This window comes from Cupriavidus sp. 05N38 (assembly GCF_056397345.1).
Window position 1 is genome coordinate 25,387 of record NZ_JBFTNF010000018.1, and the last position, 24,075, is coordinate 49,461.

Sequence of the window (24,075 nt, forward strand, 5' to 3'; positions counted from 1 at the left end):
GCTGCAGGTATTGGGTAGAAATCGCTGGATCAGCGGAACGCCGCCGTCCCGGTCAGCTCGCGGCCCTGGATCAGCGCGAGAATGCCGTTCATGCCATCGGGCACCTGGAAGACGCGCGCATCGCGCCACATCTGCTCCAGCCCCAGTTCCTCGCTGATGCCCATCGCGCCGTGCAGCTGGATCGCCAGGTGGATGGCCCGCTCGCATGCCTGCGTGGCATAGCGCTTGGCCATGGCCGAGGTGCCGTTCGCGCGCAGGCCGCGGTCGATGCAGTCGAGTGCGTAGTAGCAGAGCAGGCGCGACGACACGATGGCCGTCTCGATATCGGCCAGGTCCTGCTGCACCAGCTGGTGGGCCGCCAGCGGCTTGCCGAACTGCTGGCGCGACTTCGTGTAGTCCAGCGCCAGGTCGAGCGCCTTCTGCGCCAGATGCACGCACATCAGGCCGATGAGCGGACGGTTGCCATTCCAGGCCATCGTCAGCGTCTTTGCCGCGTCCCCCGGCTCGCCCATCACGTGGCTCAGTGGCACGCGGGTGCGCTCGAACACCAGCTCGCTCAGGTGACCCTGGCGCAGGCCGGTGATGGCCGTCTCGCGGACCTCGAAATCGACCTCGCTGCGGTCGACCAGTGCGCGGCGCGTGACGGGGCGGCCCTTCTCGTCCGTGCCGGTGGTGCAGGACACGTTCACCACGTCGCAGATCGAGGCATTGGTGATCCACATCTTGCGGCCGGTCAGGTAAGCGTCGTCGCCGTCGACTTCCAGCTTGGTGCGGATGGCGCCGGAGTCCGACCCGGCATTGGCCTCGGTATTGGCCGTGCAGGCGATCTTGCGGCCCGCGATCAGGTCGGGCAGGTAGCGCTCGCGGATAGGGTCCGGGCAGCCGAGATGGATGCGCAGGATGGTGCCCTCATGCGAGGCCAGCGACAGCGCCACCACCGGCGGCAGCTGCTCGAAGATCATGCCGTAGTCGAGCATCTTCAGCCCGCCGCCGCCGGCTTCGGCCGGCACGCGCGGGGCCGTGATGCCCAGCTCCGCGAAGGCGGCGAAGATCTCCAGCATGGCCGCCTTGGGCAGCGGCTGGTTGGCCGGATGACTGCGCAGTACCGGGTCGATGCGGGTCTGCACCATGCGCCGGGCGGCGGCCACCATCATTTCCTGCTCTTCGGTCAAGTTGAAATTCATGAATGCTGTCTCCGTATTGCTCAGGCGCCGCGGTATGCCGGCGGCCGCTTCTCGGCAAAGGCCGTGCGGCCCTCGATGCGGTCGGCGCTGTCGCGCAGCAGCCCCCATTGCAGGTTGGCCTGCGCGACGAACTCGCGCGGCGCCAGGTGCGAGGTCTGCACCGCGAGCTGCTTGACGGCCTGGACGGCGAGCGGACCGTTGGCCGCAATGCGCGTGGCCAGCGCCATCGCAAGTTCCATCAGGCCGGAGGCCGCCACCACGTCGCTGACCAGGCCGATGCGCAGCGCCTCGTCGGCGCCGATGCGCTCGCCGGTCATCGCCATCTTCATCGCATGGGCGGCGGGCACCGCGCGCAACAGGTACTGCATGCCACCCACCGCGGGCACGCTGGCCACCTTGACTTCGGGCAGGCCGAAGCTGGCCGACGCGGCGGCGATGCGCAGGTCGCACTGCAGCGCCAGTTCCAGCCCGCCGCCGAGGCAGTAGCCGTTGATGGCGGCAATCATCGGCTTCCAGATCTGCAGGTCGGTGAGATCGAGCAGGCGGGTGTAGCCGCCCTGCTGCGCCTCGCCGGCGCGGCTCTTGAAGGCGCCGGCGGCAAATCCGGTGGACGGCGGCAGCGTCGCCTTCAGGTTGGCCCCTGTGCAGAAGGCCCGGTCCCCCGCGCCGGTGATGACGATGGCGCGCACGTTGTCGTCGTCCTGGCATTGCGCCAGCCGCTCGCGCAGCGCTACTAGTTCTTCGACGGTCAGGGCGTTGAGCGACTCGGGCGCGTCCAGTGTCAGCACCGCCACGTGACCCGTCTGCTGGTAGTGAATAGTCATCTGCCTCTCCCTCAGACGCTCGGGCTCGACAGCGAGCGGCCGCCGCAGACGTACAGCGTCTGCCCGGTGATGTATGACGCCGCGCGGCCGGCGAACATCAGCACCGCCTGGGCGATGTCCTCCGGCTTGCCAATGCGGCCCACCGGTACGCTCGACTTCAGGCGCTCGGCCTGCTCGTCGGTCAGCGTGGCGAACAGCGGCGTCTCGATGATGCCCGGCGCAACGGCGTTGGCGGTGATGCCGTGGCGCGCCAGCTCAATGGCGAGCGAGCGGGTCAGGCTCACCACGCCGCCCTTGGCGGCCGAATAGTTGGCCTGGCCGAAGCCGCCCAGCCATGCCCGCGACGAGATATTGACGATGCGGCCATAGCCCTGCTCGATCATGCCGGGCACCACGGCGCGCGCGCACAGGAACTGCGACTTCAGGTTAACGTCGATGACGAAGTCCCAGTCCTCCTCCGTCATCTTGACAAAACGCTTGTCGCGCGTGATGCCGGCGTTGTTCACGAGGATGTCGGGCGTCTTCCAGCGCGCCTTGATCTGGGCGACGGCCGCCTGCACCTCGGCGTCCGAGGTCACATCCACGCGCAGCACCATCAGGCGCTCGGCATGGTGGCCGAGCTCGGCCCCCAGGCCTTCGAGGGCTTTGCCGTTCAGGTCGAACACGGCGACGGCGTGGCCCGCTTCGAGCAGGGCCCGCGTGATGCCGAGGCCGATGCCCTGTGCGCCGCCGGTAACGACGGCAATCTGCTTGTCCATGAAATCTCCTTCAATCAGTGGCCGAGGATGTGCACCGCCGACGCGGCGTGGTCCACGCCGGCGATGCCGCCGCCCGTGCACTGCGTCAGCGCCAGCGACGCGCCCGGTATCTGCCTTTCCCCGGCACGCCCTTCCAGTTGCCAGACGGCCTCGACCATCTGCGCCACGCCCGTGGCGCCCAGCGGGTGCCCCTTGGCGAGCAGGCCGCCGCTCGGGTTGACCGGTACCCGGCCGCCGAGCGTGGTGGCGCCCGACTTCAGCAGTTCGTGCGCCTCGCCGCGCTCGCACAGGCCAAGCGCGCTGTAGTAGATGAGTTCGGCAATGGTGAAGGCGTCGTGCAGCTCCACCATGTCGATGTCGGCAGGCTTGACGCCGGCCTCCTGGTACGCCAGCCGCGCCGTGCGCGCGGTGATTTCGGCGGCGAGGATGTCCTCGGTGCCGATTTCCTGCCGGCCGGACTGCACCGCCGAGGCGAGCACGCGCACCGRCTTGCTGCGCGTGGCCGGCTTGCGGGTGGTCAGCACCAGCGCCGCCGCACCATCCACCGCCGACGGGCAGCATTGCAGCAGCGTGAGCGGATCGAAGACCATGCGCGAATCCATCACCTCGTCCACGCTGACACCGGTGCGGGTCTGCGCATACGGATTGAGGCCGCCGTGGCGGCGGTTCTTCACCGCGACCTCGGCCAGCACGTCCGGCTTCACGCCGAACTCGTGCAGGTAGCGCGCCGCACGCATGGCGTAGACCGACGGCAGCGTCATGCCGGCACGGGCGTACAGCGACGTCATGTAGTCGTTGCGTTGCAGCGGCAGCGCGCCGCCGCCGAGCGCGGTCAGTTGCTCCACGCCGAACACCACCACGGTGTCATAGCGGCCGGCTTCCAGCGCGTGGCAGGCCAGGTGGACGCCGGTGGCGCCGCTGGCACAGGCGTTCTCGACGTTGTAGATGGCCGGCCCGGTCACGCCGAGGTCGCGCAGCAGCACCTGCCCCAGCACCATGCCGCCGAAGACGTTGGCGGCGTAGAAGGCCTGCACTTCCGCCATGTCGACGTCGGCGTCGGCCACGGCGCCGAGCACGGCGCTTTGCGCCAGGTCTTGCATCGAGCCGTCGTGACGGCCGAACGGGGTCATGGCGACGCCCGCAACGTAGATCGGTTTGTTCATCGGCTCCCCTCCGTGCTCACCGGTTCGAATGCATAGACGGGACCCTCGGCGGTATGCACCAGGCATGTCCGCAAGGTGTCCCCGATCGCAGGCCGGCGGCCGTTCGGGTACACCAGCCGACCGAAGATGCGCACACCTTCCGGATAGTCGGCCAGGCCCAGTGGCATCGGCGGCAGGCCGGTCTTGGGCGACGGGTGCATCACGGTGTAGCTGTACAGCGTCGGCGTGCCGTGCAGCGCGACCAGCTCGGTGTCACTGGCCTGCGGCGACGTCAACGGCAGCGGTGGGAAGTGCAGCGTGTCGCCGCCATTGCGACGATAGGCCAGCAGCACCAGCCGCCCGTCCTGCTCCTGCCAGGGCTGCTCGGACGCGCCGCGCGGCGCGTTGCCTTCAGCGTGGGTCATGTTTTCCTCCTTGAATGCGTGAATCACTTGCAGCGCGCCGCTCAGACGCGCTCGAACACCGCCGCCAGGCCCTGCCCGCCGCCGATGCACATGGTTTCCAGGCCGTAGCGCGCGCCGCGCCGGCGCATCTCGTGCAGCATCGTGGCGAGGATGCGCACGCCGGTGGCGCCAATGGGATGGCCCAGCGAGATGCCGGAGCCGTTGACGTTGATGCGCCCATCCGCCTCAACGTCCTTGATGCCCCAGGCGCGCAGCACGCTGAGGACCTGCACCGCGAAGGCTTCGTTGACCTCGATCAGATCGAGGTCCGACAGCGTCATGCCGATGCGCGGCAGCAGGCGCGCCACGGCCGGCACGGGTCCGATGCCCATGCGCAGCGGGTCGCAGCCCGCCCCGGCCCAGCCGACCAGCCGCCCCATCGGCTCGAGCCGGTGGGCCTTCAGGTAGTCCTCGGACACCACCAGGCAGGCGGACGCGGCGTCGCTCTGCTGGCAGGCGTTGCCGGCCGTCACCGTGCCGTCGCGCAGCAGCGCGGGCAGCTTGGCCATCAATTCCAGGCTGGCATCCTCGCGAATGCCTTCGTCGCGGCGGAACAGGATCGGGGCGCCCTTGCGCTGCGGCACCGGCACGGGCACCACCTCCTCCTCGAAGCGGCCAGCGTTCCACGCCTCGGTGGCAAGCTGGTGGCTGCGCGCGGCATAGCGATCGCTCTCCGCGCGGGCGATGCCGTAGTCGCGGGCCAGGTTCTCGGCCGTCTCGGCGGCGCCGCCGGCCATCACGCCATAGCGGCTTACCGGCTGCGAGTTGACGCGGCCACGGTCAAGGCGGTCGTGGATGGCCGCGTCGCCCATTCGCGCGCCCCAGCGCATGCTGGTGCTGTAGTACTCGATATTGCTCATGCTCTCGACGCCAGCGACGAGCACCGCACCGGACACGCCGCTCTGCACCTGCATCGCCGCGTTGATCACGGCCTGCAGCCCCGAGCCGCAGCGGCGGTCCACCGCGTAGCCCGAGACGCTTTCCGGCAGCCCGGCGAGCGAGGCAGCGTAGCGGCCGATGCACGGCGCCTCGCTGGACTGGTACGACTGCGCGACGATGACTTCGTCGATGGAATCCTCCGGCGCGCCGGAGCGTTGCAGGACGGCACGCAGCACGTGGGCCGCGAGATCCGCCGCGGAGAGCGGCGCGAGCGCGCCGCCGAACTTGCCGACCGGCGTGCGCAAGGGAGAGACGATGTAAGCGTGGCTCATGGCAGGAAATTCAGATTGCGTTGGAAGGAATGCGCTCAGGCCGCCTGTCGTTCGGCGTCGGCCGGGGCGAAGCCCAGCCCAAGGCCGGACATGCGATCGATGGCGTCAGTGGCGAAGCCCCATGCCTGCAGCGCCTGCAGGCCGTGCTCGCCACGGGCCGGGGCGCTGCGGCGGATTGCCGACGGCGTGTGCGAGAAGCGCGGCGCGGGGGCGGGCTGCGTGACGCCGTCGACCTCGACGAAGCTGCCGCGGGCGACGTTCTGCGGGTGCCGCGGCGCCTCGGAGAACTTCAGCACCGGGGCCACGCAGGCGTCGCTGCCGTCGAACACGGCGCACCATTCGTCGCGTGTGCGGGACAGGAATGCCATCCTGAAGTGCTGGCGCAGCACCGGCCAGTTGCCACGGTTGTTCCGGTCGGGCAGGTTCGCGCCGGCAAGGCCGAGCTTTTCCACCAGTTCCTGGTAGAAGCGTTCCTCCACCGCGCCCACGGCCATGTAGTGGCCATCGCGCGTGGCGTAGCTGTCGTACCAGGGGGTGCCGCCGTCGAGCAGGTTGCTGCCGCGCTGCTCGCGCCAGTGGCCCGAGGCGAGCAGGCCCCACACCACGGCGCCAAGCTGCGCGGCGCCTTCCGTCATGGCGGCGTCCACCACCTGGCCCGTGCCGGTGCGTTGCGCATGAATCAGCGCGCCCAGCACGCCCATGGCCAGCAGCATGCCGCCACCGCCGTAGTCACCCACCAGATTGAGCGGGGGCACCGGCGCATCGTCGCCGCGACCGATGCCCGACAGCACGCCCGACAGCGCGATGTAGTTGAGATCGTGGCCGGCGCTGGCGGCGAGCGGGCCGGTCTGGCCCCAGCCGGTGATGCGGCCGTACACCAGCCGCGGATTGCGCGACAGCGCCTGCGCCGGGCCGAGGCCAAGCCGCTCCATCGTGCCGGGGCGAAAACCCTCGATCACCACGTCGGCCTTCTCCATCAGGGCGAGCGCAGCCTCCACCGCCTCCGGGCGCTTCAGGTCGAGCGTCACCGAGCTGCGGCCGCGCGCCACCACGTTGATGCGCTGGCCCTCGATCTTCGGACCCAGGTCCGCCGCAGCCACCGGCCGGTCCACGCGGATCACGTCCGCGCCCATGTCCGCCAGCAGCATCGCCGCGAACGGCCCGGGGCCGATGCCCTCGAATTCCAGTACGCGAATACCTGAAAGAACGCCCATCACTTCCCCCCTCTTCCTTCTCTTGGATCACTCAGCGAATGCCGCAGCGGACTGCAGCCTTGGAGGCAAGTAGACCAGCCGGCGTGGGGGCTCCGCCCACCGACGTTGGGGGGGGATTTCCGCCCGCGCGCCGCGCCGGTGCCGGGCACACCCCCCATCGCCGGTGGGCTGCACGGCCCCGCCGCGCCCGACCATCCCGCTTCACCGCATACGCCGCGAATCAGGCGCGCCAGCCGGCTCCGCCAGGGCGACAGACAGGAGACATCACATGAGAGGGACCGACTTTTCCAGGGCAGTCACGCTGATTGCGGCGGCGCTTGCGCTCGGCGCGCCGCCCGTGGCCGCGCAGGCGCAAACCTGGCCGTCCAGGCCGCTGCGCCTCGTGGTGCCCTTTCCCGCCGGCGGCCCGGCGGACGTGCTGGCGCGCTATGTCGGCCAGAAGCTGAGCCAGGACCTGCACCAGCCGTTGGTGGTGGAAAACGTGCCGGGCATGGGTGGCTCGATCGGCATGCAGAAGGTGGCGCACGCCAGCGCCGACGGCTACACACTGGGCTTCGCCACGGTTGGCGCGCTGACCGTGAATCCGGCCATCTATCCGAATGTGGGCTACAACGCACGCCGCGACTTCACGCCGGTAGCGCAGGTCGGCGAGTACGAGAACGTGCTCGTTACCGGGGCAAACCAGCCTTACCGGAGCCTGAAGGACCTGCTCGCGGCGGCGCGCACGCGGCCCGGCCAGGTGACCTACGGGTCGGCCGGCAATGGCTCGTCGAACCATTTGTCGGGCGCGCTGCTCGCCAGCCAGTCGGGCGTGAAGCTCAACCACATCCCATACAAGGGCAGCGCCGCGGCCCTGACCGACGTGATGGCGGGCAACGTGGATTTCATGTTCGACGTGCCCGTCACGTCGCTGCCGCAGCTCCGTTCCGGCAAGGTGCGCGCCCTGGCGACCACCGGCGCGCAGCGTTCGCCCGACTTCCCCGGCGTGCCGACCGTGGCGGAAAGCGTCCCCGGCTACGTGGTGATGGGCTGGGCCGCGCGCCCGCCGCACTCCGCGCCGACGTGGCCGCACGCCTGACCGGCTCGCTGAAGGCCATCGTCACCGCCCCGGACAGCCGCGAGCACTTCCGCACGCAAGGGTTCATGCCGGCATACCTGCCGCCCGACCGGCTGGGTGAACGCATCGGCGCCGATCTTGCCCGCTGGGAAACCGTGGTGAAGACGGTGGGTGCGGGCGTCGACTGATCCGGCCTGCCCCCCCCCAACGCCGGTGGGCTGGCACCCCTTGCCATTCCCCAATATCGAATGCATCCCGGGAGCCCGCGCAGCGCGACTCCCGACGACTCGCCAAACCAGGACAAGACACCATGGCTGCAGATTTGATCCGCCTGCGCGACGCGCAGCTCCTCATCGAGGACGGCGTTGCCGAGTTCTCGCACCAGCGCCCCGCCGCCCGTAACGCGCTGTCCCTCGACCTGCGCGCGGACTACGCCGACATGATTGCGCGCATCGAGGGCGACCGCAGCGTGCGTGCCCTGATCCTGACCGGCTCCGGCGGCAGCTTCTGCGCCGGCGGCGACCTCAAGTCGCTTCAGGAAGTCCGCGCCAGCACCGACGCGGAGGCTCGCTCACCCGACGCGATGCGCCGCCGCGTGCAGTCCGCCCACCAGTGGATGCAGCGCCTGCGCAACCTGGAGATTCCCGTCATCGCGGCCGTGGACGGCGCTGCTGCCGGTGCCGGCTTCTCGCTGGCGCTCGCGGCGGACTTCATGCTGGCGTCGTCGCGCGCGTTCTTCTGCATGTCGTTCGCCAAGGTGGGACTGGTGCCGGACCTCGGCGCGTTCTACCTGCTGCCGCGCGCGGTCGGCATGTCGGTGGCGAAGGAACTGTGCTGACCGCGCGCCGCGTGAATGCCATGGAGGCGAAGCAGCTTGGCATCGTGCATGCCATCCATTCGCCGGATGACCTCTCGCAGCAGGCGTGGGAGTTCGCCCGCCGTTTCCTCGCCGGCCCGCGCGAGGCCATGGGCCTGAGCAAGCGGCTGCTTAACCAGAGCTTCGAGTCGCAATACGCCCCGCTGGCGGACCTGGAGTGCAGCGCACAGGCGATCGCCGCCGCCGCCCCCTATCACGCCGCCGCCGTCGACGCCTTCCTGGCCGGCGAGCCACCCCGCTTTGACTGGGACCGCCAGCCGGCCCCCATCCATACCGAACCCAAGTAAGGAGACTGCTTTGCAACCGATCCGTACCATCTATCGCGAAGACCATGAGATGTTCCGCACCACGGCCCGCCGCTTCTTTGAGCGCGAGTGCGCGCCGAAGCAGGCCGAGTGGGACAAGGCCGGCAAGGTCGACCGCGAGACCTGGCTGAAGGCCGGCCGCGAGGGCCTGCTCTGCGTGACCCTGCCTACCGAGTATGGCGGCGGTGGCGGCGATTACGGTCACTCGGCCGTGATGGTCGAGGAATATCAACGCTGCGGCCTCTCCGGCCTCAGCATCGGCATGCACTCGGACATCATCGCCCCGTACATCGCCCGCATCGGCAACGAAGAACAGAAGCAGAAGTGGCTCCCGGGCGCCTGCTCCGGCGAGACCATCCTGGCCATCGCCATGACCGAACCGGGCACCGGCAGCGACCTCAAGGCCGTGCGCACCACCGCCGTGCGTGACGGCGACGAGTACGTGATCAACGGCAGCAAGACCTTCATCAGCAACGGCCTGACCGCCAACCTCGTCGTCGTGGTCTGCAAGACCGACCCCACCGCCGGGGCCAAGGGCATCAGCCTGATCGTGGTCGAGACCAACCGTGCCGGCTTTCGCCGTGGCCGCAAGCTGGAGAAGGTGGGCCAGCATGCGCAGGATACCGCCGAACTCTTCTTCGACAACGTCCGCGTCCCGGTCTCCAACCGGCTCGGCGAGGAAGGCAAGGGCTTCGCGTATCTGATGAGAGAGCTGCCTCAGGAGCGCTTCTCCATCGCCGTCGGCGCAGCGGCGCGGCTCGAAGCCGTGCTGGAGCACACGCTTGCCTACGTGAAGGACCGCCGCGCCTTCGGCCAGACCGTGTGGGACTTCCAGAACACGCGCTTCAAGCTCGCTGACATCCAGGCGCAGGCCATCGCCGTACGCCTGATGGTGGACCACTACCTCGGCGAGCACATGCGCCGCAGCCTGACGCTGGAAGAGTCCGCCGTGGCCAAGCTGTATGCCACCGAGACGCTCGGCAAGTGCCTGGACGAGATGCTGCAACTGCATGGCGGCTACGGCTACATGATGGAGTACCCGGTCGGCCGCGCCTTCGTCGACTCGCGCGTGAACCGCATCTACGGCGGCACCAGCGAAGTCATGCGCGAGCTGATCTCGCGCAAGCTCTGATTCCAACAATCCCGCATTCCAGAAGCAAGGAGAAGTCCCATGACACGCAATGTGTTTGTCGCCGGCGTCGGCATGATCCCGTTCGCCAAGCCCGGCATGAGCGCCCACTATGACGAGATGGGTGCGCAGGCCATCGTCCAGGCGCTGGAAGACGCCGGCCTGTCCTACGCCGACGTGCAGCAGGCCTACGCCGGCTATGTGTACGGCGATTCGACCTGCGGCCAGGCCGCGCTGTATCGCGTGGGCCTGAGCGGCGTGCCGGTGGTCAACGTCAACAACAACTGTGCCACCGGCTCGTCGGCGCTGTTCCTCGCCCGCCAGGCCGTGCAGAGCGGCACCGTGGACTGCGCCATCGCGGTCGGCTTCGAGGAAATGCAGCCGGGCGCGCTGGCCAGCCACTGGGGTGACCGTCCGCGCGCCATGAGCCGCACCCTGGAAATCGTCGAGCGGATCCAGCCGGACTGCGATCTGCCAGGCGCCATCCGCATGTTCGCGGGGGCTGGTCTCGCCCATATGGAGAAGTACGGCACCAAGCTCGAAACCTTCGCCAAAATCCGCGCCAAGGCCAGCCGTCACGCCGCCAACAATCCCCTGGCGATCTTCCGCAAGGTGGTCTCGCCCGAGGAAGTGCTGGCCGCACCGGCCGTGTGGGAAGGCGTGCTGACGCGCCTGATGGCCTGCCCGCCCACCTGTGGCGCGGCGGCCGCCATCGTGGTGTCGCAGGAATTTGCCCGCAAGCGCGGCCTGCGCACGGATGTGGTCATCGCCGGCCAGGCCCTGACCACCGACCGGCCGGATGCGTTCGAATCGCCCACCATGATCGACCTGGTCGGCGTTGGCATGACGAAGTCCGCCTCGCAATCGGTGTACGAGCAGGCCGGCATCGGCCCGGAAGACATCGACGTGATCGAGCTGCATGACTGCTTCGCACAGAACGAACTGATCACCTACGAAGGGCTTGGCCTGTGCAAGGACGGCGAAGGCGAGAAGCTGGTCGAGGACGGCGACAACACCTATGGCGGTCGCTGGGTGGTCAATCCGTCGGGCGGCCTGCTGTCGAAGGGGCACCCACTCGGCGCGACCGGGCTGGCGCAGTGCTACGAGCTGGTCCACCAGCTGCGCGGCACGGCCGGCGACCGCCAGGTGCCAGACGCCAAGGTCGCGCTGCAGCACAACCTCGGCCTGGGCGGCGCCTGCGTGGTCACCGCGTTCAAGAAGGTGGCCTGACCCCTGCGCTCACGGACATCAAGGAGACATCGAGATGCTGGACAAATCGCATATCGGCAAGGTCTTGCCGAGCTTCCACGCCACCGCCGAGGCGGGGCAACTGCGCTTCTTCGCCAAGGCCATCGGCGAGACGAACCCGATCTACACGGACGAATCCGCCGCACGCGACGCCGGGCACCCGACCCTGCCGCTGCCGCCGACCTTTCTGTTCTCGCTGGAATTCACCCAGCCGACCACCGCCTGGCGCCAGGAAGTGGGCATCGAGCCGTCGCGCGTCCTGCACGGCGAGCAATCGTTCCACTACCACCGCACGGCCTATGCGGGCGACACGCTGCGCTTCGAGAGCCGCATCGGCGACATCTATGACAAGAAAGGCGGCGCGCTGTCCTTCCTCGTGCGCGAGACGCGCGTCACCAACCAGAACGGCGACCACATCGCCGACCTCCGCAGCGTACTAGTGCACCGCAACGGCTGACAAGGAGACCAGCTCATGAGCAAGACCGACCTCGCCGCCGTCAAGGCCGGCGACACCCTCCCCCCGCTGGCGCTGGCCCCGGTCAACCGCACCATGCTGGCGTTGTTCGCCGGCGCATCGGGCGATCACAACGCCATCCACATCGACCTCGATTACGCCCGCAAGGCCGGCATGACCGATGTGTTCGCGCACGGCATGCTGTCGATGGCCTGGCTCGGCCGGCTGCTGACGCAGTGGGTCGACCAGCGCCAGATCCGCGACTTCAGCGTGCGCTTCACCGGTATCACGCACCTCGGCCACCAGATCACCTGCACCGGCCGCGTGGTGGAGACCTTCGAAGCCGAAGGCGAGCGCCGCGCGCGCCTCGAGATCCAGACCACGAACCAGTATGGCGAGGCGAAGGTCCTCGGCGATGCGGTCGTCGCGCTGTGAAACCCAAATACTGAACAAGGAAATATCGTGGGAAAGCTTGATGGAAAGGTCGCCCTCGTCACCGGCTCCGGCCGTGGCATCGGACAGGCCATCGCACTGAAACTGGCGAGCGAAGGCGCACGCCTCGTCGTCAACGACCTCGATGCCGATCCGGCGCACGAGACGGTCGAGATGCTGCGCAAGAACGGCGCCGAAGCCGTGGCCTGCGTAGGCAGCGTGGCGGCGCCGGATTTCGCCGAGCGCTATATCGGCACCGCGATCAGGACGTTCGGCGGCATCGACATTATCGTCAACAACGCCGGCTACACCTGGGATGACGTGGTCCAGCGCATGACGGACGAGCAGTGGTACGCCATCCTCGACTGCCACATGACGGCGCCCTTCCGCATCCTGCGGGCCGCCTATCCGCACCTGAAGGCGCAGCACCAGGCCGATGTCGCCGCCGGGCGCGAGGTGTTCCGCAAGGTGGTGAATGTGTCGTCGACGTCTGCGCTCAACGGCAACGCCGGCCAGCTCAACTATTCGTCGGCCAAGGCCGGCGTGATCGGCATGACGCGTGCGCTGAGCCGCGAATGGGGCCGGCTGAAGGTGAACGTCAATGCCGTCGCCTTCGGCCTGATCCACACCCGGATGACCGAAGCCGACGCGAAGGCCGGCGCCACCGTCAAGATCGAAGGCCGCGACATCCGCGTGGGCATCAATCCGGAACTGATCAAGTCCCATGCGCAGCGCTGTCCGCTGGGCCGGGGCGGCACGCCGGAGGAAGCGGCGGGCTCGGTGTACCTGTTCTGCCTGCCTGAGTCGAACTACATCACGGGCCAGGTGGTGGCCGTGGCAGGCGGTCCGCAGTAAGGGAGCGCCGCCCATGCACCGGCGGCGGGCCCCTTGCCTGTCAGCCGCCGGTGTCGTCGTCCGTTCCCCAGTCCACGTCGCGCAGGCGCTCCAGCGCTTCGTCGCGACCGCTCACGCCGAGCTTGGCGTAGATATTGGTCAGGTGCCACTTGACCGTCTCCGGCGAAAGGCCGAGCGCCCGCGCGATCTTCTTGGTCGTGATCAACTCCGGCAGCATGCGCACCACATCGGTCTCGCGCTCGCTGAGCGCGGCAACGCCGACGGATGCCGCTCGCTTGCGGGCTCTTGCGTTGTCCGTGGCGGGCTTTGGCGGCAACGCCGCCTGTAGCCGCTCGACGTAGAAGGTCAGCACCGGGTCGAGCGTTTCCTGCCGCGCGATTTCGCCAACCAGATCCATCGCCGATGGCTCGGCATCCAGCAGCCTGCGCAGCAGCCCGAGGCGATGACCGAGATGCAGGGCCGATACGACGTTGGCGCGGGCAGCGGCGGAACGCCCCAGCTTCGCATCGACGACGGCACGCTGCAGCTGCAGGGCGGCGACGTTGTGCATGCGGCCGTGGGCCTCGCAGTGTGCGATCAGCGGATTGAGTATCAGCGCCGCCTGCTCCATGTCTCCGGTCGCCAGCAGCCAGCGGACCGTGGCCCCGCGCAGCGCGAAGTCGGGGCCACTGAAGCGCTCGGCCCCGCTTCGGGGGCGGCGTGCCTCGACTTCCTGCAGGCGCGCCAGGCAGGCCTTCGCCGCGTCAAGCTCTCCCAGCAGCAGGCGCCGCTGGACCTGCACCCCGAGGGCGTAGGCCAGCAAGCGGTCCAGTCCGAGGCCGCTCGCGTATTCCTCCAGGCGATCCAGGTAGGCGAAGGCTTCCAGCCGGTTGCCGGCATGCCAGTGGGCGCCCGAGAGGACGATCATCACCCGCAGCACCGAATCCGGAATTGATACACGCTCCAGCAGGTCGACGCGACTCTCCAGCAGTTCCCGCGCCGCTTCGTTCTGGTTCTGTTCGTACAGCACCTCGCCCAGCAGCGACGCCGCCATGCACGCCGGGTCGTTGCAGGACCGCCCGCGCGCCTCGGCTTCACGCAGTACAGAACGGTAGATGCGCTCGGCCTGCAGCAGTTGACCCTCGAGCGCATGGCTCAGGCCGACCATGCACTGGCCTTGCAGGGTACCCGCCGAGGTTCCCATCAGCGCTGCGCCGTCGATGGTGGGGCGCTTCGCGTCGAGCTGGATGGCGCGCGCGCGCTCATACTCCCCACGCTGCATGTAGATCCACGACAGCAGGTTATTGCAGGCCGCGAGGGTGATGCCGTCGGTCGCGGGCGGCGGCGCCAGCAATTGCGGAAGCAGCGCCATCGCGCCTTCCACATCGTCGCGCTGGACGGCGAGCACGGCCCGCAGGGCCACGAGCGTGAAGCGATCCGCCATGGCCTGGGCGGGAAGATCGCGCTGGAGCGCCTCGATGCCAGCCGCGCAGGCCGCGAAATCGCGGTGGTAAAGGTGCTGGCGCGCCATCCACATGCGCAGTGGCACGCTTGCCTGCACCTGCTCGGGCGGAAGGAGCCGCACCAGGGCGACAAGCTTTGCCAGTTCCCCGCGCGCAAACAGCGAATGCGCACAGCGCTCGGCCAGTTCGGCCGCGCGCGCGGGCTCGCCAGCCTTGAGCGCATGCTGCACGGCCTCGTCGAGGTGTCCGCGGCCCAGGAACCATTGCCACGCCCGCGCATGGATGGCGTGGCGCGTCCCCGTGCTCCAGCTCTGGAAGCGGACCAGCAGCGTCTCGCGCAGCAAGGGATGGAGCCGGTACCAGGTCTCGGCACCGTCCTRCTCGGTCGAGACGATGAACAGGTTGTCGTTCTCCAGCCGCTCCAGCAGGGCCCCTTCTTCCCCGCCCTTCCCTTCGGCATCACGTCCGGTCAGCGTTGCGCATAGCGAGGCGCAGAAGCGGTCGCAGGCGGCGGCTGGCGTCAGCAGTTCCAGTTCGCCCGGCGTCATCCGCGACAACACCTCGCGCTCGAAGTAGGCGGCGAACGTCTGCGAGTCGCGCACGTACTCCCGGATCGTCACATCAAGATCATCGGCGGACAAGGCGGAGCGCTTCTTCTTCAGCGCGACACTCAATAGCTGCAGGCCGGCGACCCAGCCATCGGTCTGCGCGTGCAACCGCCGGGCGGCGGCCGGCTCAATATCGCCGAGTTGCACCCGGAGGAAGCGCTCGGCTTCCTCCGGCGAGAAACGCAGGTCCGCAAGGCCGAACTCCAGCGTCTGGCCGGCCGCGCGCAAACGTTCGAGCGACACGGGCAGCGCCGAGCGCGATGCAAAAGCGAGGTGCAGGTTCGAAGGCGCATAGTCCAGCAACCATTGCAGGGCTTCCCAGATCCGGCTGTCGGTGATGTGGTGCAGGTCGTCAAGCACGATCACCAGTTCGCGGCGGTAGCGGGCGATGCCTCGCACCAGTGCGATCACCGTGCGCTCGATGGCTTCCTGGTCCGTACCGACGCCTTCGAGCAGCATGGCGTCGCGCGTGATCGCCGGGTCGACAATCGCAACACTGGACAGCAGGTAGTCCACCCACGTGGACGGCTCATTGTCGTCGGCATCCAGCGACAGCCACGTGACGTGATAGCCCAGCGGAGTCAAGGCCTGCCCCCATGCCACCAGCGTCGTCGTCTTGCCGTAGCCGGCCGGGCTCTGCAGCAGGAAGCAGCGACGGCGGCGCTCCGCCATCAGGCGCGCCAGCAAGGGCTCGTGCGGCACGGTCTTGCGGCCAATGTGCGGAGGCACCAGCTTGCTGGCGATAACTGGCCTGAGCGTCGCCCTTGGCGATGGCGGCCCGGGCTTCGCGGGAGTCTCTGGCATGCTCGATTGATGCCCCGGATGGGAGGTCGGGGAAGGATGCTTGTGTACGCTGGATTCTACAGCGTGGATCGGGTTCATCCAACACGGGCGGCACTGCCCGTCGCGCGCCCCCCCGAAGGCGGTTGGAACGCAGGCCCACGCAGCCGGTAAGGTCACCGGCAAGGTCATGGACCGATGACGACGGCGCCCGGCTTCGCGAGGCGCTGCCCCGACACGCGCCGTGCGGCGCACATGCCAGCAGATTCCAATGCAGTTGCTCCTCCGCGCGCACACGTCCGTGCGCACCACCATCCGTAACCTCGCGTTCCCATCCACGGCGATCATCTCCGCCGATGCGGGCACGATCCGCTGCAGCCACGGCGCCCGGAGCCGGCTGCTGCGGCCGACCCAGCGCCTGACGCTGCGGCCCTTCACGCCGATCGCGATCGAACTGGGCCATGAGGGCGCCGCCTGCATCGATGTCGCGATGGACGCTCTTGCCCACCCCGGGCCAGGGTCGTCCGCATCCCGACCGCTGACGCGCTGGCTAGCCAGCCTGGTCCTCACCGAACCACTCGAAGACTGGAACCTGGACTGGTTTGCCGGCATTGCCGGCATTTCAAAGGCATCCCTGTCACGACGTCTGTTCGCCGAAGGCTCCAGCTTCCGCGAAGCCGTCCGCGCGCACCGCCTCCTCCGCCTGCTGCTCGACCTCCCTGGCCTGGGGCGGCCCTCCCATGCCATGGTCACCCGCTATGGCTTCTCCGATCGCTGCCAACTCGAGGACGCGGTCTTCGAACAGTTCGGCCTGACCCTGCGTCAGCTCGAACGTCTTGTTGCGCATGAAACCGGATCGCCAGCGGCCGTAAAAACCCTCCCCCCCGATTTCGGTGGCATGCGCCCCCCCGCTGTCGCGCTCCAATGCGAAGAGCCGCCTGATTTAGCGCCGGCGCCGTGCCAGCGATGAAGAGTGCGGTCACATGACTTCCGGCGGGTCGGAGGAGAGCCGGAAGCGCAATAAACAAATTGGACGGAGACCATCTGCAATGAAAAGAACGGCCATTTCCCTGGCGGCTGCCGCGGCGCTGCTTAGCGGCCACGCTGCAGCGCAAACGAGTGTCACGCTGTACGGCGTCATTGACGCCCCGATCGAATATGTCAACCGGGTGGCTGCCGGGCCGCAGCAACAGGGCGGCAGCCGCCTTTCGATGCCAACCAACGGCGGCCTCTCGGGCTCTCGCTGGGGCATGCGCGGCACCGAGGATCTTGGCGGCGGCATGCAGGCGCTGTTCGTGCTGGAAAGCGGCTTCGGCATCGACACCGGCATTGCCGCACAGAGCCGCGCGTTCAACCGCCAGGCCTATGTGGGCATCGGCAGCCAGTATGGCAAGGTAACCTTCGGCCGCCAGTACACGAGCATGTTCGAGGGCGCAGTCAACTTCAGCCCGACCCGCTTCGCGACCCTCTACGAACCCGACGTCTTCATGGCCGGCCTGAACTACCGCGAAGACAATGTGGTGAAGTACACCAACGCGTGGGGCCCGGTCAGCATGGCGGCACACTATTCGTTCGGCGTCGGCGCACCGGCGATCGGCCTCACGCCCATCGCGCTGCCCACCGAAACGCCGGGCCACGCCAGCGACAACGCCGGCTACGGCGCGTCGGTGACGTATCTCGACGGCACGCTGGGCCTCACGGCCTTCTATGACCAGTGGAACCCTGCGCTCGTGTCCGGGCAAGCGGGACGCAGCCGCAAGGCGGGCGCGGCCGCCAGCTACGCTACCGGCGCGCTGAAGGTGATGGCCGGATACCGATGGGCGAAGATGGACTTCGGCAATGGCGCCACCTTCCTGCGTGACGACTACTACTGGATCGGCGCGAACTACCAGGCTACGACAGCCCTCGGCTTCACGCTTGGCTACGCTTACGCCGACGTCAAGACGGTGACGCCGACGGCGACGGCACTCCCCACGAATCCGGCCAATCCATGGCAGGTCAACTTCATCGCCGACTACGCCCTGTCAAAGCGTACCGACGTCTACCTGACTACGGCCTACTCGCACAATGCCGGCCTGAACTTCGACGGCACCCAGGATAGCTTCGCCACTGGCTACTTCCAGACGCCCGGGCAGAAAGGCATGTTCGGCGTCGCCGTCGGCGTCCGCCACGTCTTCTGACCTGAATCATCGGTATCTCCAGCCCTGTCGCCGCCCACTCGCGACAGTGCATTGCGCCCCGGCATCGACCGGGGATTTTTTTGACACGACCGCGCTCGCCATCCTCTCGCGTGGCCAGCACAAAGGACGGGCCGGATAGCGCTGTACCGCGGTTCCATGCTGGCCAACACCAGCGCAATAACTCGCCGACAACACTTTGGCGATCGGGGAAGACCCGGCTGCGAAACCGCGCAGTATGGTTCGCTCCGATTTCGCCGCAGAATGATTCTGTCAGGACCAAGGCAGACCGTTGACCTGCCGCGCGGCCAGTCCCGCGGAGGATCTCGACGCGAGGGCCCCTGACAACTTCTGTCAGACGCATGCGCGGGCGCCAGCGTTGCCTTCGTGGCGGCCTGATACTACGAATCGATAGACGTCCTGCCACGTCCTGCCACGTCCTGCCGTCACAAGGAGCCGCCATGCCGATTGATTTCACGCCCACCGCCGAGCAATGCGACCTCAGGCGATCCGCCAGGCGCTTTGCGCAGCAGGTCCTGTCCGAGGTGGCGCCGGCCACGCACCACCTGCACACACCCGAGGCGCGATTCTCCGCAACCAGGCCTATGTATGCGCAGTTGATCGAGGCGGGCTTCCTGCGGCGCATCATTCCCAAGCCATTCGGTGGCGAAGGGGCCGGCATGCTGGACATGGCAATCGTTGCCGAGGAGTTCTACGCGGTGGATGTCAACGTGCCGCTCACCATGTTTGCCACACTGCTCGGCCTGTTCCCGCTGGTGCTAGCCGGCACGCCTGAACAACACGAGCGCTATTTCGCGCCATTCCTCGCACGGAAAGGCGCCCCGCTGGCCGCACTTGCGAACTCCGAACCCGGCGGCAGCGCCAATTTCTCCTCTCCCGCCCCCGGCGCGGGCGTGCGCACGACGGCGCGCATGGAAGGCGACGAGTGGGTCATCAACGGCACCAAGAAGTGGGTATCGTCGGCGACGGGCTGGGATAACAAGGGCGCGGACCTGCTGTGCGTGGTATGCCGGACGGATCCACAAGCCGATCCTGACCATGCAATCAGCATCCTGGCGGTGGCGAAACCGGGAGAGGGCATCGTGCCCGACGGCTGCACCGAGTCCATGGGACACCGGGCGCACTATACGCCGCAGTTCCGCCTGGACAATGTCCGCGTGCCGAAGGACAGCGTGATCGGCACCGTCGGTGGTGGCAAGGACCTGGTCGAGGCAAGCTTCTCCGGCACGGCAGCGTTGGTCGGGATCATGTCAGTCGGGGTAATGCGGGGAGCGTTTGACTTTGCCTTGCACTTTGCGAGGACAGAGAAGCGAGCGGGAGTTGCCAACATCATCGAGCACCAGGCGGTCGGCTATGCGCTGGCAGATGCAAAGATGGCCATCGAGGCGTGCCGTGCGCTGAGCTTGCGCGCCTGCAGCGCGATAGACGCAGGCGCTCCCGGCGCGCTTGAACTCGCGTTGCACGCCAAGGTCTTCTGCTCGGAAATGGCAGTCCGCGTGATCACCGACCTGATGCGGGTCGTGGGCATCGACAGCTATGACCATGCCCTTCCCCTGGCTGGCATGTTGCAGGATGCGCTGGCCTTCCCGTTGTTCGATGGCGGCAATATGGGCGTGCGGCGCCGCCAGTTGCACGACTTGATGCGCTCACCGGACTACGATTCGCTGTCCGCATCGGGAAGCCGGTAACAGGCAAGATGACGGCCCGGCATTGCCGCAGGGTAGCCCGGAACAAGCCGAAGGAGTGCGGATAACGACATATTGTTCCGATAACCGAGGGACGCCAACCAGGTTAGCGTCGGATTCTCCATGCGGTTGCGCCACCATTCTTCGCCCGCTGTGGCGGTCGCACGGTTTTTTCCGACTATGCTAATTGCTGGTATCAACCGATTTCCAGAAAGCCCGGTTTGCACACTCCCTCGAGATAGCGAGGCTTGCATCGTCTGATTCGGAGGATCCATGACACGATTGCCGACGCCTGCAGTGCTGATGCTTGCGTTGTTGCTCCTGCTTGGCGGCTGCGCCAGCCGGCCGGTCAACCCGCCGATCGCCAACGCCGACCCAAACACCGGCTATCGCTTCCTTACCCGCCCGCAACACTCAACGGACAACGAAAACCTGGTAATCCTGGCCTTCTCTGGCGGGGGAACACGTGCGGCCGCCTTTTCGTACGGCGTCCTCGAGTTCCTGCGCAATACGGAAGTTGTCGGCCCGAAGGGGAACAAGTCTCGCCTGCTTGACCATGTCGCCGTCATCACCGGTGTGTCGGGCGGAAGCTTCACGGCGCTCGCCTATGGGCTCTACGGTGACAAACTCTTTGATGACTACGAACAACGTTTCCTCAAGCGCGATGTGCAAGGCACGATTACGTTGCGCACGTTCAATCCTGCCTACTGGCCGTCCCTGTGGTCGAGCGGCTGGGGCCGCTCGGAACTGGCGGCAGACCTGTATGACGAGATCCTGTTCCAYGGYGCSACGTTCGGCGACCTCAATCGCGGAMACGGWCCGTTCATCATCGCCTCGGCCACGGACATTTCCACAGGAGCCCGCCTGCCCTTTACACAGACCACATTCGACGTGCTCTGTTCCGATCTGAGTGCGATCCGGCTTTCCCGCGCCGCAGCGGCGTCGTCGGCAGTGCCGGTGGTGCTCACGCCGATCACGCTCAACAACTATGGCGGCCATTGCGGCTACGCCCCTCCCGGCTGGATCAAGCCGTTTCTCGACGCCAGCGACCCGCCCAGGCCGGCTGCGCGCGCGACCCGCCATCTGAGGGAGGAGGCGGAATTCGGAGACAGCGCCGACCGGCCCTACATCCATATCGTGGATGGCGGCGTTTCAGACAACCTCGGCATGCGTAGCGTGCTGGATTCGCTGGAGATTATGGAGGCGCTGCATCTGATCCGCCAGCCTTCGCCGCTCGACCATACGCGAAGAATCGTCGTCTTTGTCGTCAACTCCCTGTCCACGCCCAAAACAGCATGGGACAAATCGGAATCCCCGCCGGGCACGCTGGAGATCCTGGTGAAAGCCACCGGCGTTCCGATTGACCATTATTCCTACGAGGCGACCGAGTTGTTGAAGGACAACCAGGCGCGGTGGCAATCCATGCGCCGGGTGCGCGAGTCCCGTGCCTTTGCCGCCAACAAGGACGCCGCGGTAACCACCGCCTTACGCACGCCAGACGCGACAATCTATGCAATCGACGTATCGTTCGCGCAGCTGGCCGACAAGGAGGAACTGGCCTACCTGAATGAACTCCCGACGTCGTTCTCGCTGCCGGCCGAGGCCGTCGACCGCCTGCGTGCCGCCGCCGGGAAGATCATCATGACGTCGCCCGATTTCCAGCGACTGCTGAACGATGTCGGCGCCAGAATCGTAGCTGACCAACCGCGCACGGAGGAGGCGCCGGCCGTACCGGCAGGCAAGTAGCGCACCCTGGAAGTACTTCCTCCTTTGATTTCCTCCTTTGCAGTCGCGGCCCCGGGGCAACTTGCTGCCCCGGTCGGCCGATCGGGGCGCGGCCCCATTCCCGCCGCAGATCGCCAGTTTCTGAGCGATCGGCGGAGTCTATCTGGATGCCTTCGCCGTGGTGTAGGCCGTTATCAGGTTCCGGTAGTCCGGGATATGGTTCGAGAACAGCGTGCCCAGCCCTTCGATATCGTTACGCCAATCGCGATGCAGTTCGCACGCGACGCCGAACCAGGTCATCAGTTGCGCACCGGCTTCGGCCATGCGGTTCCATGCGGAATGTCGCGTCACTTCATTGAACGTACCGGATGCGTCGGTGACCACGAACACGTCGTAGCCTTCCGCGATGGCTGACAGCGCAGGAAACGCAACGCATACCTCGGTCACCACGCCAGCGATCAGCAACTGCTTCTTGCCCGTGGCCTTGACCGCCTTGACGAAATCCTCGTTGTCCCACGCATTGATCTGGCCAGGCCGGGGAATAAACGGCGCATCCGGAAACATCGCCTTCAGCTCCGGCACCAGGGGACCGTTCGGACCGTCCTCGAAACTGGTGGTCAGCACAGTGGGAAGCTTGAAGTACTTGGCCAGGTCGGCCAGTGCCAGCACGTTGTTCTTGAACTTGTCCGGCTCGATATCACGCACCAGTGAGAGCAGCCCAGCCTGGTGATCCACCATCAGAACGGCGACGTCGTTCTTGTCCAGCCGCTTGTAGGTCTTGGTCATCTTCAACTCCTGGAGGAAAGTGTTCGGATCAACGTTGAGAATCGAGAGTTTCGTGGTGCGCCAGGACGTCCTGCGCCTTCGTGTAACTTTCGATCAGCAACTGATAGGCGGGGAAGATCCGGGTATAGACATCCGCCCATTCCTGCGCGTCCGGCCGGTTCCAGGTCTGCTGCAGTTCGGAGGCGACCGCGGCGGTATCCATCGGTACTACCCCCGCCTGTACCACGCGGGCCAGCGTGATTTCCTGCGCCATCTTCGAGTAAGTGCCGGAGGCATCCACCACGGCGAAGACCCTGTAGCCATCCGCGACCGCGCTGATGGAGGGGAACGCCATGCAGACACTGGTGATCGTGCCGGCGATGATCAGCGACTTGCGACCGGTCTCTCGCACCGCCGCGACGAACTCCGGGTTATCCCAGGCATTGATCTCGCCCTTGCGCGCGACGTAGCGCGCGTGGGGTGCGTTTTCGTGGATCTCCGGAATCAGCGGACCATTGGGCCCTTGCGGCACCGACGCCGTGGTGATGACCGGCAGTTTGGCCAGGGTGGCCATCTTGGCCAGTGCCGCGGCGCGTGCGCGCAACTCGGGCATGGGCATATCGCCCACGGTCTGGAACAAACCACTCTGGTGGTCGATCAACAGCATGGCGGTATCCGAAGGGTCGATCTTCGGAGCCCTGCCGTTGAAGTTGACGGGAGCGCTCATGGTAAATCTCCTGGAACAGTGTTGTTTGGGCATGCCGGAAACGGCCCGGCTGCCGGGCGATGGCGCGTGACGACCTGCCACACGCCAGGAACGGGGTTACATCGGCGGCGGTATCAGTCGACGCTGGCGGGAATCCGCCCGAACTGACCGCTGCGATAGTCCGACAGAGCCTGTTCGATCTCCCGCTGCGTGTTCATGACAAACGGCCCGTAGCTCACCACCGGTTCGTCCAGCGGCTCGCCGGAGAGCAGCAGGATCGTGGCGTCGCTGTCGGCTTCGAGCGTGAAGCCGGTGCCCGCCTGTTCGAGGACGACCAGCTGGGCTTCGTGCGCCGACTGCGTTCCGTTGACCGTTACGTTGCCATGCAGCGCGATCATCAGCACGTTCCGCCCTGAGGGGACCGTGAACTCGGCACCATGCCCTTGCAGCAGGCGTACATCCCAGACGTCGATCGGCGTGAACGTACGCGCCGGCCCGAGGGCGCCACCAAATTCCCCTGCAATCACGCGCACCGATCCAGCGCCTCGAGGTAGCGCAACTTGCGGGATATTTGCGTCAAGCAGCGTCTGGTAGCCCGGCTCGCTCATTTTTTCGCGCGCTGGCAGGTTGACCCAGAGTTGCACCATCTCAAGCGTGCCACCCTGCCTGGCGAACGCCTCCGAGTGGTACTCCTCGTGGAGGATCCCCGCTGCGGCAGTCATCCATTGCACATCGCCCGGGCCGATCTTTCCGCCCTGCCCAGTTGAATCGCGGTGCTCCAGTTCACCTTGATAGACAATGGTGACCGTTTCGAACCCGCGATGCGGATGCTCGCCCACACCGCGGCGCCCGAAGGTCGGCGCAAAGTGAGCCGGGCCCGCGTAGTCGAGCATGAGGAAAGGGCTCGCGCGATTGCCAAGGTTCGCCTGCGAAAAGAGCGTGCGCACGGGGAAGCCATCGCCGACCCAGTGGCCTTGTGGACTGCCATATATACCCAGAACCTTCTTCATCC

General features: G+C 67.1%; 24 protein-coding genes. 13 read left to right on the forward strand and 11 right to left on the reverse strand.

Annotated features, from left to right (window positions below; all coding sequences use genetic code 11):
- Positions 1-29: 29 nt before the first annotated feature.
- From AC1DK4_RS15285 to AC1DK4_RS15315, 7 genes are read right to left on the reverse strand one after another with little or no spacing between them, the layout of a single operon-like run.
- The gene (locus AC1DK4_RS15285) at positions 30-1,184 is read right to left on the reverse strand and encodes an acyl-CoA dehydrogenase family protein (RefSeq protein ID WP_441619701.1); all 1,155 of its coding nucleotides are present in this window, start codon (positions 1,182-1,184) and stop codon (positions 30-32) included.
- Positions 1,185-1,204: 20 nt separating this feature from the next.
- On the reverse strand, positions 1,205-2,008 hold the full coding sequence (locus tag AC1DK4_RS15290; RefSeq protein WP_441619703.1) for an enoyl-CoA hydratase/isomerase family protein: 804 nt from the start codon (positions 2,006-2,008) through the stop codon (positions 1,205-1,207).
- Positions 2,009-2,019: 11 nt separating this feature from the next.
- Entirely contained in the window at positions 2,020-2,766 is a 747-nt protein-coding gene (locus AC1DK4_RS15295) for an SDR family oxidoreductase (protein ID WP_441643432.1), read from the reverse strand.
- Between the two features lie 14 nt (positions 2,767-2,780).
- Positions 2,781-3,929, reverse strand: coding sequence for a thiolase family protein (locus tag AC1DK4_RS15300; protein ID WP_477131620.1), 1,149 nt, complete (start codon positions 3,927-3,929; stop codon positions 2,781-2,783).
- Entirely contained in the window at positions 3,926-4,333 is a 408-nt protein-coding gene (locus AC1DK4_RS15305) for a Zn-ribbon domain-containing OB-fold protein (protein ID WP_441619709.1), read from the reverse strand. Before AC1DK4_RS15305 ends, AC1DK4_RS15300 begins: the two co-directional genes overlap by 4 nt.
- A gap of 41 nt (positions 4,334-4,374) precedes the next feature.
- Positions 4,375-5,583 carry an acetyl-CoA C-acetyltransferase gene (locus AC1DK4_RS15310; RefSeq protein WP_441619711.1) on the reverse strand — a complete coding sequence of 403 codons (1,209 nt, stop codon included), beginning with the start codon at positions 5,581-5,583 and terminating at the stop codon, positions 4,375-4,377.
- Positions 5,584-5,618: 35 nt separating this feature from the next.
- Positions 5,619-6,797, reverse strand: a complete 1,179-nt coding sequence (locus AC1DK4_RS15315) for a CaiB/BaiF CoA transferase family protein (protein ID WP_441619713.1) — start codon at positions 6,795-6,797, stop codon at positions 5,619-5,621.
- Between the two features lie 268 nt (positions 6,798-7,065).
- Between AC1DK4_RS15315 and AC1DK4_RS15320 the strand changes: the two genes are divergently transcribed.
- From AC1DK4_RS15320 to AC1DK4_RS15360, 9 genes are all read left to right on the forward strand, one after another.
- Positions 7,066-7,875 carry a Bug family tripartite tricarboxylate transporter substrate binding protein gene (locus tag AC1DK4_RS15320; RefSeq protein WP_441619715.1) on the forward strand — a complete coding sequence of 270 codons (810 nt, stop codon included), beginning with the start codon at positions 7,066-7,068 and terminating at the stop codon, positions 7,873-7,875.
- Positions 7,860-8,042 carry a hypothetical protein gene (locus AC1DK4_RS15325; protein WP_441619717.1) on the forward strand — a complete coding sequence of 61 codons (183 nt, stop codon included), beginning with the start codon at positions 7,860-7,862 and terminating at the stop codon, positions 8,040-8,042. Before AC1DK4_RS15320 ends, AC1DK4_RS15325 begins: the two co-directional genes overlap by 16 nt.
- Positions 8,043-8,164: 122 nt before the next feature.
- Complete coding sequence (locus AC1DK4_RS15330) at positions 8,165-8,692, forward strand: enoyl-CoA hydratase/isomerase family protein (protein ID WP_441619719.1); 528 nt, start codon at positions 8,165-8,167, stop codon at positions 8,690-8,692.
- Positions 8,686-9,018: an enoyl-CoA hydratase/isomerase family protein gene (locus AC1DK4_RS15335; RefSeq protein ID WP_441619721.1), complete on the forward strand. Its 333-nt coding sequence runs from the start codon at positions 8,686-8,688 to the stop codon at positions 9,016-9,018. The genes AC1DK4_RS15330 and AC1DK4_RS15335 overlap by 7 nt, the downstream gene beginning before the upstream one ends.
- A 10-nt stretch (positions 9,019-9,028) precedes the next feature.
- Positions 9,029-10,168, forward strand: a complete 1,140-nt coding sequence (locus AC1DK4_RS15340) for an acyl-CoA dehydrogenase family protein (protein ID WP_441619723.1) — start codon at positions 9,029-9,031, stop codon at positions 10,166-10,168.
- Positions 10,169-10,207: 39 nt separating this feature from the next.
- Positions 10,208-11,395 (forward strand): lipid-transfer protein, encoded by a 1,188-nt coding sequence (locus tag AC1DK4_RS15345; protein WP_441619725.1) that lies wholly within the window; start codon positions 10,208-10,210, stop codon positions 11,393-11,395.
- Between the two features lie 34 nt (positions 11,396-11,429).
- On the forward strand, positions 11,430-11,870 hold the full coding sequence (locus AC1DK4_RS15350) for a MaoC family dehydratase N-terminal domain-containing protein (protein WP_441619727.1): 441 nt from the start codon (positions 11,430-11,432) through the stop codon (positions 11,868-11,870).
- Between the two features lie 15 nt (positions 11,871-11,885).
- Complete coding sequence (locus AC1DK4_RS15355; RefSeq protein WP_441619729.1) at positions 11,886-12,302, forward strand: MaoC family dehydratase; 417 nt, start codon at positions 11,886-11,888, stop codon at positions 12,300-12,302.
- Positions 12,303-12,329: 27 nt separating this feature from the next.
- The gene (locus AC1DK4_RS15360) at positions 12,330-13,154 is read left to right on the forward strand and encodes an SDR family NAD(P)-dependent oxidoreductase (RefSeq protein ID WP_441619730.1); all 825 of its coding nucleotides are present in this window, start codon (positions 12,330-12,332) and stop codon (positions 13,152-13,154) included.
- 40 nt (positions 13,155-13,194) lie between these two features.
- On the opposite strand, the gene AC1DK4_RS15365 is transcribed toward AC1DK4_RS15360, so the two are convergent.
- A complete protein-coding gene (locus tag AC1DK4_RS15365; RefSeq protein WP_477131621.1) occupies positions 13,195-16,008 on the reverse strand; it encodes a winged helix-turn-helix domain-containing protein in 2,814 nt (937 codons plus the stop codon).
- A gap of 247 nt (positions 16,009-16,255) precedes the next feature.
- Between AC1DK4_RS15365 and AC1DK4_RS15370 the strand changes: the two genes are divergently transcribed.
- The 4 genes from AC1DK4_RS15370 (at position 16,256) to AC1DK4_RS15385 (ending at position 21,613) form a co-directional block, all read left to right on the forward strand.
- On the forward strand, positions 16,256-16,954 hold the full coding sequence (locus AC1DK4_RS15370; RefSeq protein WP_441619734.1) for a hypothetical protein: 699 nt from the start codon (positions 16,256-16,258) through the stop codon (positions 16,952-16,954).
- 79 nt (positions 16,955-17,033) lie between these two features.
- Entirely contained in the window at positions 17,034-18,164 is a 1,131-nt protein-coding gene (locus AC1DK4_RS15375) for a porin (protein WP_441619736.1), read from the forward strand.
- Positions 18,165-18,622: 458 nt separating this feature from the next.
- Positions 18,623-19,870, forward strand: a complete 1,248-nt coding sequence (locus tag AC1DK4_RS15380; protein ID WP_441619842.1) for an acyl-CoA dehydrogenase family protein — start codon at positions 18,623-18,625, stop codon at positions 19,868-19,870.
- Between the two features lie 270 nt (positions 19,871-20,140).
- Entirely contained in the window at positions 20,141-21,613 is a 1,473-nt protein-coding gene (locus AC1DK4_RS15385; RefSeq protein WP_477131622.1) for a patatin-like phospholipase family protein, read from the forward strand.
- Between the two features lie 138 nt (positions 21,614-21,751).
- Here AC1DK4_RS15385 and ycaC read toward each other — a convergent pair whose 3' ends face one another.
- The 3 genes from ycaC to AC1DK4_RS15400 all read right to left on the reverse strand — a co-directional run bounded on the left by ycaC (position 21,752) and on the right by AC1DK4_RS15400 (position 24,073).
- On the reverse strand, positions 21,752-22,378 hold the full coding sequence (ycaC, locus tag AC1DK4_RS15390) for an isochorismate family cysteine hydrolase YcaC (RefSeq protein ID WP_441619740.1): 627 nt from the start codon (positions 22,376-22,378) through the stop codon (positions 21,752-21,754).
- Positions 22,379-22,406: 28 nt separating this feature from the next.
- Positions 22,407-23,084 carry an isochorismatase family protein gene (locus AC1DK4_RS15395; RefSeq protein WP_441619742.1) on the reverse strand — a complete coding sequence of 226 codons (678 nt, stop codon included), beginning with the start codon at positions 23,082-23,084 and terminating at the stop codon, positions 22,407-22,409.
- Between the two features lie 113 nt (positions 23,085-23,197).
- Positions 23,198-24,073, reverse strand: a complete 876-nt coding sequence (locus tag AC1DK4_RS15400; protein ID WP_441619744.1) for a pirin family protein — start codon at positions 24,071-24,073, stop codon at positions 23,198-23,200.
- Between the last annotated feature and the right edge of the window lie 2 nt (positions 24,074-24,075).